Genomic DNA, 11,135 nt, shown 5'->3' with positions numbered 1-11,135 from the left:
GGCTGATATAGTCTATTGTGTAGCGAGGATCATAAGCGAGGCCTACAAAGTAGAGCAGCAAGGGTATTGCGAGTAAGGAGCCCCCGCCTCCAATTAGAGCTAGAGAGAAGCTCACGATAAAGCCGCTAATCAAAGTCAACGCGACCTGTGTCATAGTTAGGCTAAGCATAACTGGAACCTTTGCTCCGGTGGGCGTTATAAAACGTTTGTTTACCAGCTCACCTCCCTTAGTATTTGAGCCAAAACTCTGCTTCACGCGATGCCTGGATTTCACCATAACGAGTTCATCTTTGGGTCTGAATTTTTGAAGCTTGATTTACCTTTTGAAGTCGGGTTACTTTCTTCATTGGTCATCCTATATCATTATAAAGAAGTGCAGCCAGATGAGATAAATCGCCGTGTTCACCGCTGTGACTATCAAGCCCGCTTTTAGAAAGTCTTTTAAAATTATGGTCGTGTTCATTCTTGATTCAAGGTATTCGAGAATTATTATGTTGGAGGCTGCACCCAGGGGTGTAAGGTTCCCCGCGATGGTTGAGGAGAAAGCTAAAGCGATCCAGTATAATTCGTCGTGTCTCGTATAGCCGAGGCTCTTCATGTATATAGTAAAGAAGCTTGCGAAGGGCACGTTGCTAATAACCTGACTTATGAGGAGAGAGGAGAACGTAATGGAGGCTAAGGCTTGAGGACCTTCCATTCTGTGCGGCATCATCATGCTTAGGAGGGGGGTGAATACCCCACTCCTCCAGACGCCTTGCATGGTGATAAACATCGATATGAAGAATATTATTGTCCCCCAGTCTACCTTGCCTAGAAGTTCTCTTGGATTACTAGATGCAATGTATAGCGCAGCAGCTATGAAGAAGGGTATAAGTCCTCTTTTCTCGACGTAAGGAAGACCTAGAAGCTGCATAAGATCGTTCGCTATAAGGATTAACACCGTTGATACCAGGCCGAGTGCTCCTAGAGCGGCATCCCTCTTATTAGTGATTGATTCTCCTGGAATCAGGATTAGGCTCTTCCTCTTCTCCTCAACCCCAAAGAGCTTCACGAGTATCATGGGAGTTATGACCAGGTTGATGAGTGTTGGTACAAAGAGCATACGGAAGAATTCGTAGAAGGGGGCTGTGATACCCGACTCCTCAACAATTAACACATTCTGAGGGTTTCCTATAGGGGTTGTAACTGAGCCTATCGTTAGGGAGAAGGCTAGGAGAAGAAACATAACCCGGGGATCTATGTCAAGCGCCCTTGAAACCGTGTAAGCTAAAGGCGGACCCATAAAGGCAACGGTATCATTCATGGATATCGCGGCGAGAAGGCCGAAGAAGATTGATGAGGCCAGGATTAGATGGTAACGAGATTCAAAGTGATTTATGAACCAGAAACCCATAAGGTTGAAGAGGCCTGAGGACTCCGCCAGGCCTACAATGCTGAACATGCCTACTAGGAAGAGGACTACGTTCCAGTCGATTATTGACCCGACCTCGTCCAGCCTTACGAGCCCGAAAGCGATTGTTAGAAAAGAGGTGAAAGCCATTATGCTCCATATGGGAATGGTTGGTTTTCTACTCCTGGCTATCATGGCTCCCAGGAGGAAGGATAATATTATGAATCCTAGTAGATGAGACACACCCATGATGGTAGACCCGTTAGCCATTTTGGACACAAAACAAAAAAACTTACTTGCCTCTAGCAAAATTTATTAAGATTGTTTAATAAAAAGAAGTATATGGCGTCGCATGCTTCTTCTCTAAAGCAAAACATGCCTTTGATTAGCTTCCTTACCGGATTATTAATGGTTATCATAGTTTTCCTGGTTGCATTATACTCCGCTCTTACTTACCAGCGAGTACCCCCTCTTACCGACTTAACTCAAGGGATAGGAACGCTTGCCACTGAAGGACTCTACCTGCTCGGAAAAATAGCATTTCTCTCTGTTGCCCTTGCCGCGGGCGTCCAGCTCTTAAAACATGGCCTCTCAACGGGACGAAGCGAGTATGTGGCTTAAACTCTTAGCACTGGTCATTTCTTTTTTCGCCATAGTATACACTCTATCCCCACTGGTATTACTATTAAACCATCTCAGGGGAGGGGGACGAATAGTATTATTTAGCTATACTGTCCTGGGAGTAAAGCCATCAGGAAAGACTCAGATTGAAATAACATTTACCTACACTGGCCCTATCCCCATCCATGAATACAGCTTAAGCATTAAGCCCTATTGTCTCACATGTGTGCCTGTTACCAGGGAGGGGAAGATCCTTAATCCCGGTGACAGTATACGTGCAGTGCTGGAGTTGGACAGCACTACATCCCGTATCGAGTTCACTTTTTCAGGCTCCCTAGCCGGTATATACAGGTTTAAAATCTCATACAATTTTACGGGAGGCGTGGGGTTCTAGTATGAGTGGTAGGTTTTTGAGGTTCTTGCTGGGCGTCGCTGGAGCATTAGTGGGAGCATTCTCAGCACTTCTCTGGGCCGGGTTAGCCCTCATATTCTCACCCTTTATAACCTTCATGGGAGGAAGAATTGAGCAAAACTTACCCTTACTTCTGCTACTCATAGTTCTTGCCGCATTTATCGGGGGGTTTTCAGCCGCTCTACATGATCAACCCCTAAGTATCCTAATAAGGCTTCTTGGCAGAGTTTTGAACGTTTACATACTCCAATTAGCGATGGGAGGCTCGGTGACTCGTTTAACGCTTCAAGGATTAAATATCGAGGTTGATTTTTCCACCTTTATCTCAATAGTGGCGTTTTTCTACGTGATCCCGCTGACCCTCGTGGACTCTATAAACTACCACTTGTCTTCTCTCGAATGGGAAGAGAAAAAGACACCCCTCCCGCAGGTGAATCGTGTTGAACCAGTGTTGGAAAAGTAATAAGTGTAAGACAGCTGAGGCCCATCTGTTTTTACTTTCATCTATTGTCTCGAGTTTTTTAAAATATAACATGACGTGTTAATAGGAATCCATTTGAAGATTTTTTCGGAAAGTTTAAACTGGTTTTATCGTAATGAATAATATATGAGCGCCGAAGATCCACTCATAGAGCTGGAGAACTTAGAATCTCCACGCACGAGGAGTATAATCAACCGTTTCAATAACGAGGTCAATGAGCTCTTAGCCAACATTATAGACAAGCACTACTCCCGTATACGCGAGCTTCACGACGAGCCGCGCGTAGCGGGAGCCGTGCTTATACGCGAGGGCATAGCGGTTCTATACAGGGGTTCGACGGAGGAAGTCTACTTGCTACACAGGGATGGAACACGCGAAAAACTCCTGTCTTCCCATGATAAAGAGGTTTTCACGTGGATTTCAAAGGTACATGGTTCTGAGAGACTGGTAGCTGTCTCCGCCTCGCTCGAGGGCAGGGATTATAGCAGGACTTACATCGTGGACGTTAATGATGGGGAAATTGTCTATATGCTGGATGGGATAGTTGACTCTTTCCACAAGGTGGGGGACTCGCTCATCTATGTTAGGAATTACCGCACTGAGAAGCCGCCTGATGGGGGAGACATTCCCACTGATAGGCTTGTAATGCTACAGGATGGAAGAGAGGAGGTCGTGTGGGGGAGTGGAATAGTTGGTGCAGGCGAGCTCATGGAAAGGGTCTTTGCTTCAGGGGACTTTTCACGTTTAGCCGTGACTGTGCAGCGTGGCTGGCGCAGTGCAAGGCTTTACGTTATCGAGTATGGCTCTTGGAGCTCGAGTCTGGTTGAGGAGGCCGACCACCCTATTCTGCTTGCGGGCTGGTTTGAGGGGCCTGTCTATGTGAGGGCTAAGGATACGGGGGATGAGCTAGTTGTCCAGGGAGAAGAGTTGGGTATTAGGGGTATCCTTGAGAGTGCTCTAGTATCTGGTGACAAGTTGCTAGTGGTAACAATGACGGACGCCGTCCATAACGTCAACTTGTACGACCTACGCGTGAAGTCCTGGTCCAGCCCCAGCATGCCTGTAAGGTATGCTTCGATATCTATACAGGATGAGCACAATGGAGAATTCCTCCTGTTAGCCTCTACCCCCTCTCATAGACATCTTTTATTCACGGTTAGGGATGGTGAGGCTTTAACCTGGGATGCGAGCATGGCAATCCCCGATCTAGAAGTCAAGGACTTGTGGCTAAGGAGCAGCGACGGCGTAAAGGTTCACGCCTTCTACATTTCGCGCACATCTCCACCCAGGGCTGTCCTCATATACGCTTATGGGGGTTTTGGGATAAGCTTAACTCCATCCTATAATCCATTCTTCCATTACCTTCTCGAGAGAGATTATGCTATCGTGATAGTTAATGCACGTGGGGGGAGAGAGGAGGGAGAAGCTTGGCATCGGGCAGGCATGCTTGAGAACAAGGAAAACACCTTTAAGGACGTTGCGAGCTTTGCAAGATTCTTTAAAGCGTTAGGTTTTAGGGTAGCAGCTATGGGATCCAGCAACGGGGGTCTCACAGTAGCCGCGCTCGCGACCAGATGGCCCGAATATTTGGATGCTGCGCTTATAGGCTATCCGGTGCTGGATATGCTGCGGTATCATCTACTATACGTCGGGCGATACTGGATCCCAGAGTACGGCGATCCTGAAGACCCCAAGATGCGTGAGATTCTGCTTAGGTACAGCCCGTATCACAACATTCCAAGCGAAAAGAGGATGCCTCCAACGCTAATCTTTACGGGCTTGAATGATGACAGGGTTCACCCAGCCCATGCTTTGAAATTCGCAGAGAAGGCTCGCGGATCCGGGCATCCCGTCTACTTGAGGGTTGAAACAACTAGTGGACACATGGGGGCAAAGTCTGCCGTCAGGGCTCTAGAACAATCATACTTAGCAGCTTTCCTTGAGAAATACCTCGAGGGAAGATAACATTTAATGCGGAGAGTGTCTAGGATATAACTTAAGATAATGGTGGACAACGGGTGACATCGTATTGGGAGGAGGTCAGTCATTAGTCCATGGGACAGCCCTGGAAAAATTTCATATGCCCCCTCTCAGCCTCGCCTGGAATAATCTGATATTTTACACTGGCCAAACATTCGAGCCGTTACATGTGAGCAATCTCCCTGGAAGCCCCAGAACCATCGGGCTTGAAGCTATGAGGCCTCTAAAGGTGCAAGCCCGTATGATGGTGTCTTGATATGCCGTATGTCACCGTCGCTCAAATCGAGCTCATCGCGATAAACGGTGGATCGCTTCCCTGGTTTAACGGTAGTGAGAGCAGGGGGGCTTTTCTCTCTATAGTCGCGCAGGCTAGCGAAAAGCTTGCACGGAGGCTCCATGATGCAAAACGATCCCCCTATTCGCTAAAACCAATAACGTTTAGGTCTGGGTTTAGGCTGGTCAAGAGCCGCGAACAGGCAAGCGCTGAAAGTGGAGTGCTGTTTGAGCCTGGAGCCCTAGCTGTACTGGAAGTGTCTTTTCTCGACGATACAATTTCGAGGAGTTTTATCTCAGAGGTTCTTCCAGCCGCTCCTGGTCTCATCGTAAAAGGGATTGAGTTTAGAGTGGAGGGCGTCTCACTAAGAGTTGTAAATCCGAGAGACATCTTGGCGGGAGGGAGTGAAGCGGAGATAAGCTCTCTTGATGTACGATTCATAACACCAACCTATTTCAACCCGCTTAGCGGGGATCAAAGATACAAGGTTCTCTATCCCGATCCTCAGCATCTGTTTTCTAGCCTGATAGCCTCAGCTCACGCACTTACGGGACTTGACCTGCCAAGGCCTCAGGAGCTAGCTGAAAAGGTTTACATTAGCGGAATAAGCATAAAGACGCCTAAAATGGTGGCTTCAAAACCGGCTCCGAATGGTTTTACTGGTTGGGTAAGGATAACGTTCAAACCAGGTGCCTCTGTGCAGGATAGAAGGCTTGTTACCGGGCTGTTAAAACTGGGGGAAATCGTTAACGTTGGAGGCAACAGGAGCGCGGGCTATGGCGTTATAAGCGTTAAGCCGTTGACCCCGAAAAATACCACCAATACTTCGCAGTAAGCTGAGCCCATAGGTATAGAAGTCCTGTGGAGTAGTATAGTCATACCCGGCTTGACCTGTAAAAACTTCTAGTCAGGGAAGATAGTCTCAAGTAATCCCTGTAGAGCTTGTCATACCTTCTAGTCCAGTCAGGCCTGGGCTTCACGACGTACTCAGTTCTTATCAGTCTTAGAGCTGACTCTTTAAGCGACCTGAATAACCCTATCGATTGGCCAGCCAGGATTGCCGCTCCAAGAGCAGAGAGTGCCTTGACCTTGAGAACCTCAACGTTTACACCTAGCACGCTAGCTCTAATCTCATTCCATAGAGCGTTTGCCGAACCTCCCCCGCCTATCCGTATACGCTTTAAGGGTTGGCCTAGATACTGCATCTCTTCCAAGACGTGTCTATCGGAGAAACTTATACCCTCAAGGAAAGCCCTGAAGATGGTAACTGTGTCGTGCGTCAAATCCAGTCCGAAAAGTGCCCCCCTAACACTGGGACTAAAGAATGGCGCATACTCTCCTTGCAGGTAAGGCAGAAAAAGGAGATTTAAGGATCCTGGGGGCCTCTTAGCAGCCCTCCTAGTTAAGCCTTCAATGTCTAGCCCGAGAGTGTTAAATAGTCGGAGATAGAACTGTACTGATAAGCCTGAGGAGGCTGTAGAAGAATATAGCACGAAGGTAGACCCTTCAAAGTAAGGCCACGAGTAAAAGGAGGGATTACGGGTTTTAGGTTTCTGCAACGTCATCATGGCTATGATATCCGTTGAGCCGGAGGAAATCACAGCATCACCAGGTTCTAATGGTCCTCCTCCTATGAAGGCCGCCATACCGTCGATTGTCCCTGTAGCAACGGGGGTTTTTTCCTTTAGACCAAGCATCCTTGAAGCCTCCCTTGTTAGCTCTCCTGCAACCTCACCCGGATTTCTTATTAAGGGCAATTCGACATCCTCTAGCCCTAACATCTCCAGGATCTCATGAGACCATTTCCCATTAGAGAAAAGACCAGTCCACCATGCTTCAAGCCAATCGGTGGAAAACTCGCTTGTCAGAAGGTATCTGATGTAGTCTTTGGCTGGTAGGAAAGAATTGAACTTTACGCCTTTTCGTCTAAGATAAGAGAGTTTGAAGGAGGTTAGACTGGGGAATATCTCTCTAGGCAGACCTGTCAAATCTTCAATTGTTTTCAAATCGGCTGGTCTAAGTATCCTTTCAGGTTTAACACGGAGATCAGAGTATAGTATGGCGTTACCCGCTTCCTTCCCGTTGAGGAGGGGGACAAAGCTCGGAAAATGTCCTGTCACTCCTATTGAGATTATCCCTTCAAGTTTACCTTTGAGGTTCTTTGTAACTTTTCTAGTCGATTCAGTAACTGCCTTCCGCCACTCGGAGGTGTTCTGCTCTCTTATGTTCCTAAAAGCAATGGTGGATATTGGTGCGGTTGCGGTGGCAAACTTGCTCCCATTCTCGTCTATGAGCAACGCTTTGCAACCCGTGGTACCCAAATCTATACCTAACAGATAATTTGACACATTTGTAATTCTACACAAAAAATATAAATTTCATATGTTTTGAAAAAGGGACAAAACATGTTGGATACCCCGGGAAAATATAGTCGTTGGAGCAGACTCACAAAAAATTCTAAGAGGTTATTCATAGTAGCACTCGATCACGGGGGAGAGGATGCGATCTATGAAGGTCTACAAGACATGCCCAGACTCTTCAACGAGATACTCAACGAGAAACCCAACGCGCTGATACTCAACGAGGGAGTATACCTCTCCTATTTTAAACTGTTGATAGGCAAGACAGAGGTAATTCTTAACATTCCCTTTGATCCTAAGGCTGTTGAATTCGCCGCAAAACTGGACGTTGTTGGTGTTAAGACAGCTTACTTTGGAAAAGCCCCGCTCGACCCCTTGACTTCGGAGAAGATGAGGGCTGTGGCTAGAGCAGCCTATGATTTTGGACTGATATATATTAATGAAGTAATACCAGTAGATCCTCAGGGTAAGGTAATCTATGATGCCCACCAGATAGCCCGCATCGCACGCGTGGCGGCTGAGTACGGTGGCGACATAGTGAAAACAGCTTATGCTGAGCCATTCGAAACAATTGTGGAGGCTGTCCCTGTACCAGTCATAATAGCGGGTGGTGAGAAGGGCTCGATAGACATCTACAAGGTAATCGAGAAAGCTTTGAGAGCAGGAGCACAGGGAGTCGCTATTGGACGAAACATATTTCAATCGCCTAATCCCCGTGAAGCTGCTTCTAGGATAAGGAAACTAGTTGAAGAGGTCTAAAGGATGAGGGCTGCAATTTTAAAAGCTCCGAGAAGTGTTGAAGTCAAGGAGATCAGTGATTTAAAAGTCGGTAAGGGAGAAATCCTCATCAAGGTCCACACTGTCGGCGTGTGTCCAACAGATATCCGGTATTACTTGGGCTTGAGTAAACCTGAATTGTGGGATGGTCGTTTAGAATACGGCTCTTCTTCCTATGGTCTGACTGGCCACGAGGTTAGTGGAGTAGTTGAAGAGGTGGGAGAAGACGTAAATGGAGTTACTCCTGGAGAATTGGTGGTCCCGGACAGTTATGTGTCATGTCTAGACTGTTTTTTCTGTAGAGACGGCAGGCATAATTTATGCCCCCGGAAGCTCGCCGTTGGTAGAGGATACGCGGAGTTCATGAAAGTTCCCGCTAAATGGGTTCATAAGATACCTGAGAAACTCCCTTTAGATGTTGCAGCCTATGCTGAGCCTTTAGCCGTTGTGTTGAATAGCGTCAGGAAACTCAAAATCGAGCCCTCCGAGGTTGTTCTCGTTGTAGGCGGAGGACCGATGGGCGTCCTTTCAGCGTTAGTGGTACGTGCACTAGGAGCGATTCCAATAATCTCAGAGGTCAAGGAGGAACGTATCGAATTTGCTAGAAGACTAGGGATTAATGCATATACGCCCGTAGAGGCAAAGCAGGTCGTCTATTCGCTTAGCAATGGACTCGGAGCCGACAAGGTTACCATAACAGCCTTAAGCCGGGAGACCATGGCTTTTGCACTAGAAAACTCTCGCAATGGATCCATCATAGCTCTTTTTGGTAGCATCCATCCGAGGAGTGAGCCACAGACTGATCTAAACAACATACACTATGCGGAGAAAATTGTAGTAGGGGTATCAGACTACCAGCTTAAGGATATGGATGTGGCCCTCAGGATGCTGAAGGAGAAAACCGTTCAGGTACAGGAGCTTGTCACTGCCGTATACCCCTTGGAAAGCATAGCCGATGCTTTCGAAGAAGCCATTAGTGGAAGACAGATGAAAATTCAAGTCAGAGTATCAGAATAGTTAGCTGTTTTCTTCACTGAGAAAGTAGTATAAAGCAGTAGATTAAAAGGGAGAAGAAATAAAAATCTTTAAGCTATGAATAAAATTATTTTCTTTGATATTCCTTGTTGATCAGGAGCTTTATCCAATCTCTGACTTTTAGCTCGCCGCCTGTTTGAACAAGAACCCCAGATTCTAGAAGTTTCCTTATGGAATCTCTCGTTAGTTGAGACTGTAGGGTATCTAAGCTCCCACCGCCCCTTGATAATAAATCTAAAAGCCGTAAAAGCTGTGGATCCGGCATAACAGGGATTATCGGAACCTCTACGGTATCCCTCATTGTCTCATGTATGTAGTAGGCCTTACCTTGTCCTAGTGTGAGACAAGCAGCAAGGTATAGAATAGCGGACTCCAGCTTAAAGCCTCCCGTAAGGTTAATGTAGACTACGAGTCCCTTCTCCCTGTACTCGACAAATTTCTTTACTATGCTGTCAAGGAGATTGAAGAGCCCCTTTTGGAAGTCAATACCCAGGTCTTGAACCCTTTGAACTTCAACCTCAACACCCTCCGCCTCAAGGTAGCTCGCGAGGACTCTAGCCTGGAACTCTGAGACACCTGTGTCTGATGCTAAGAGCGTAACGGCTCTGACTATTCCTCTTTCAAGGTAAGGTCTCATCGCGTTTAGCTCTGCGCTCAGCTCGAAGGGCTGCCCTCCAAGGGCCCTTAAGGCCGTTTCAAACTCCTCTGTACCCACGGCTGCCCTCCCTCCAGCAATAGCATCTGTAGGGCTACGGGGTGCGGCTCTTGTCCATTCGGAGAACTCTCTGAGAATATTATCTGGAATCCCTAATTCTTTTCCTTTCTGGGCGAGGTTCCTGATGAGACTTGTCCCCACTGCTACTATGTGTCCCGTTGCTGCCGAGCCTTGCATCATCTAGTTTTATGATTTTGATGAATATAAGAGTATATATCTAATTCTTGAAGTGTATTGTATATTACAATATACATATTGATTTATATACGACTTTTGATAAAAATAAATTTGATAAAACCATGACAAAAGGTTTGGCAATTATAATGTTCTCGGGTACAGCCGACAAGTTTATACCTCTTGGTGTTCTCACTCAGACCGCCGCCAACCTTGGAGTCCCCGTAAGGATCTTCGTCACAGGCTTCGCGACACCTTACTTCACTAAAAACAAGCCTCAACCCCGCTTCCCCAAAGAGTTTGAAGACATGGTCCCCCACCTAATGAAGGGACTAGAGAAGATAAAGGCTCCAAGCTGGTATGACATGCTTAAAGAGGCCAAGGAGGTGGGTGACGTCAAAGTTTATGTGTGCAGCCTCATAGCAGAAGCCCTAGGCCTTAAGAAGGATCATCTAGACCCAATAGTTGACGACATTGTAGGCGCAACCTTCTTCATGAAAGAAACCGCCGAATACGAGGTCATATTCATCTAGGCGACCCAAATGCCTGAAATCACCGTAGATGCAAGAGGAATGGCCTGCCCCGGCCCCATATCCGCTCTCACACGGGCTTACCGTAACGCGCAGAACGGGGATATCATTGTAGTTATGGCCACCGACCCCGGCTTCGAGCCCGACGTCAAAGCCTGGATTGAAAGGACTAAGAACGAGTTGCTAGAGTTGAAGAAGGAGGGCGAAGTTATAGTCGCGCGTATAAAGGTTGTAGCTAAAAAATGATTTTTCATTTTATCTTATATTAGGATTGAAAAGGCGATTAAATGAAAAAAGTTGTAATTGTTGGTGGGGGTGGAGGTGGAGCCATTCTAGCTAACCTATTACCGCATGACGAGTTCTCAGTGACGGTCATAGATAGGAGC

Annotated in this window: 12 protein-coding genes; 9 read left to right on the top strand and 3 right to left on the bottom strand. The window is 46.9% G+C overall.

Annotated features, from left to right (window positions below; all coding sequences use genetic code 11):
• Positions 1–355 precede the first annotated feature (355 nt).
• Positions 356–1,660: an SLC13 family permease gene (locus ACP5KC_RS06190; RefSeq protein WP_424738872.1), complete on the bottom strand. Its 1,305-nt coding sequence runs from the start codon at positions 1,658–1,660 to the stop codon at positions 356–358.
• A gap of 72 nt (positions 1,661–1,732) precedes the next feature.
• On the opposite strand from ACP5KC_RS06190, the gene ACP5KC_RS06185 reads away from it, so the two are divergent.
• The 5 genes from ACP5KC_RS06185 to cas6 all read left to right on the top strand — a co-directional run bounded on the left by ACP5KC_RS06185 (position 1,733) and on the right by cas6 (position 5,993).
• A complete protein-coding gene (locus ACP5KC_RS06185) occupies positions 1,733–2,011 on the top strand; it encodes a hypothetical protein (RefSeq protein ID WP_191118668.1) in 279 nt (92 codons plus the stop codon).
• Positions 2,001–2,405 (top strand): hypothetical protein, encoded by a 405-nt coding sequence (locus tag ACP5KC_RS06180; protein ID WP_052883716.1) that lies wholly within the window; start codon positions 2,001–2,003, stop codon positions 2,403–2,405. The genes ACP5KC_RS06185 and ACP5KC_RS06180 overlap by 11 nt, the downstream gene beginning before the upstream one ends.
• 1 nt (position 2,406) lies before the next feature.
• A complete protein-coding gene (locus ACP5KC_RS06175; protein WP_428286973.1) occupies positions 2,407–2,886 on the top strand; it encodes a hypothetical protein in 480 nt (159 codons plus the stop codon).
• 144 nt (positions 2,887–3,030) lie between these two features.
• On the top strand, positions 3,031–4,869 hold the full coding sequence (locus ACP5KC_RS06170) for a prolyl oligopeptidase family serine peptidase (protein WP_428286972.1): 1,839 nt from the start codon (positions 3,031–3,033) through the stop codon (positions 4,867–4,869).
• A 272-nt stretch (positions 4,870–5,141) separates the two neighbouring features.
• Positions 5,142–5,993 carry a CRISPR system precrRNA processing endoribonuclease RAMP protein Cas6 gene (gene cas6 / locus ACP5KC_RS06165; protein ID WP_052883712.1) on the top strand — a complete coding sequence of 284 codons (852 nt, stop codon included), beginning with the start codon at positions 5,142–5,144 and terminating at the stop codon, positions 5,991–5,993.
• A 40-nt stretch (positions 5,994–6,033) separates the two neighbouring features.
• On the opposite strand, the gene ACP5KC_RS06160 is transcribed toward cas6, so the two are convergent.
• Positions 6,034–7,506 carry a xylulokinase gene (locus ACP5KC_RS06160; RefSeq protein ID WP_191118666.1) on the bottom strand — a complete coding sequence of 491 codons (1,473 nt, stop codon included), beginning with the start codon at positions 7,504–7,506 and terminating at the stop codon, positions 6,034–6,036.
• A 60-nt stretch (positions 7,507–7,566) separates the two neighbouring features.
• On the opposite strand from ACP5KC_RS06160, the gene ACP5KC_RS06155 reads away from it, so the two are divergent.
• Together ACP5KC_RS06155 and ACP5KC_RS06150 are read left to right on the top strand one after the other, a co-directional pair.
• Positions 7,567–8,277, top strand: a complete 711-nt coding sequence (locus ACP5KC_RS06155; RefSeq protein WP_424740936.1) for a class I fructose-bisphosphate aldolase — start codon at positions 7,567–7,569, stop codon at positions 8,275–8,277.
• 3 nt (positions 8,278–8,280) lie between these two features.
• The gene (locus ACP5KC_RS06150; RefSeq protein WP_428286971.1) at positions 8,281–9,312 is read left to right on the top strand and encodes a zinc-dependent alcohol dehydrogenase; all 1,032 of its coding nucleotides are present in this window, start codon (positions 8,281–8,283) and stop codon (positions 9,310–9,312) included.
• Positions 9,313–9,397: 85 nt separating this feature from the next.
• On the opposite strand, the gene ACP5KC_RS06145 is transcribed toward ACP5KC_RS06150, so the two are convergent.
• Entirely contained in the window at positions 9,398–10,225 is an 828-nt protein-coding gene (locus ACP5KC_RS06145) for a putative CRISPR-associated protein (protein ID WP_424738860.1), read from the bottom strand.
• 119 nt (positions 10,226–10,344) lie between these two features.
• Between ACP5KC_RS06145 and ACP5KC_RS06140 the strand changes: the two genes are divergently transcribed.
• Both ACP5KC_RS06140 and ACP5KC_RS06135 read left to right on the top strand, forming a co-directional pair.
• Positions 10,345–10,752, top strand: a complete 408-nt coding sequence (locus ACP5KC_RS06140) for a peroxiredoxin (RefSeq protein ID WP_424738858.1) — start codon at positions 10,345–10,347, stop codon at positions 10,750–10,752.
• 9 nt (positions 10,753–10,761) lie between these two features.
• Positions 10,762–10,995 carry a sulfurtransferase TusA family protein gene (locus tag ACP5KC_RS06135; protein ID WP_052883706.1) on the top strand — a complete coding sequence of 78 codons (234 nt, stop codon included), beginning with the start codon at positions 10,762–10,764 and terminating at the stop codon, positions 10,993–10,995.
• Positions 10,996–11,135: the final 140 nt, after the last annotated feature.

The sequence above is a fragment of the Infirmifilum sp. genome, from assembly GCF_049970975.1.
Lineage (GTDB): Archaea > Thermoproteota > Thermoprotei > Thermofilales > Thermofilaceae > Thermofilum > Thermofilum uzonense.
The sequence above is the reverse complement of the archived record's forward strand: the minus strand, read 5'-3'. Positions and strand labels throughout refer to the sequence as shown.

Excerpts from the sequence above, each read along its gene's own strand:
- ACP5KC_RS06190 (WP_424738872.1), bottom strand. The coding sequence starts at position 1,660 with ATGGCTAACGGGTCTACCATCATGGGTGTGTCTCATCTACTAGGATTC.
- ACP5KC_RS06185 (WP_191118668.1), top strand. The coding sequence starts at position 1,733 with ATGGCGTCGCATGCTTCTTCTCTAAAGCAAAACATGCCTTTGATTAGC.
- ACP5KC_RS06180 (WP_052883716.1), top strand. The coding sequence starts at position 2,001 with ATGTGGCTTAAACTCTTAGCACTGGTCATTTCTTTTTTCGCCATAGTA.
- ACP5KC_RS06175 (WP_428286973.1), top strand. The coding sequence starts at position 2,407 with ATGAGTGGTAGGTTTTTGAGGTTCTTGCTGGGCGTCGCTGGAGCATTA.
- ACP5KC_RS06170 (WP_428286972.1), top strand. The coding sequence starts at position 3,031 with ATGAGCGCCGAAGATCCACTCATAGAGCTGGAGAACTTAGAATCTCCA.
- cas6 (WP_052883712.1), top strand. The coding sequence starts at position 5,142 with ATGCCGTATGTCACCGTCGCTCAAATCGAGCTCATCGCGATAAACGGT.
- ACP5KC_RS06150 (WP_428286971.1), top strand. The coding sequence starts at position 8,281 with ATGAGGGCTGCAATTTTAAAAGCTCCGAGAAGTGTTGAAGTCAAGGAG.
- ACP5KC_RS06145 (WP_424738860.1), bottom strand. The coding sequence starts at position 10,225 with ATGATGCAAGGCTCGGCAGCAACGGGACACATAGTAGCAGTGGGGACA.
- ACP5KC_RS06140 (WP_424738858.1), top strand. The coding sequence starts at position 10,345 with ATGACAAAAGGTTTGGCAATTATAATGTTCTCGGGTACAGCCGACAAG.
- ACP5KC_RS06135 (WP_052883706.1), top strand. The coding sequence starts at position 10,762 with ATGCCTGAAATCACCGTAGATGCAAGAGGAATGGCCTGCCCCGGCCCC.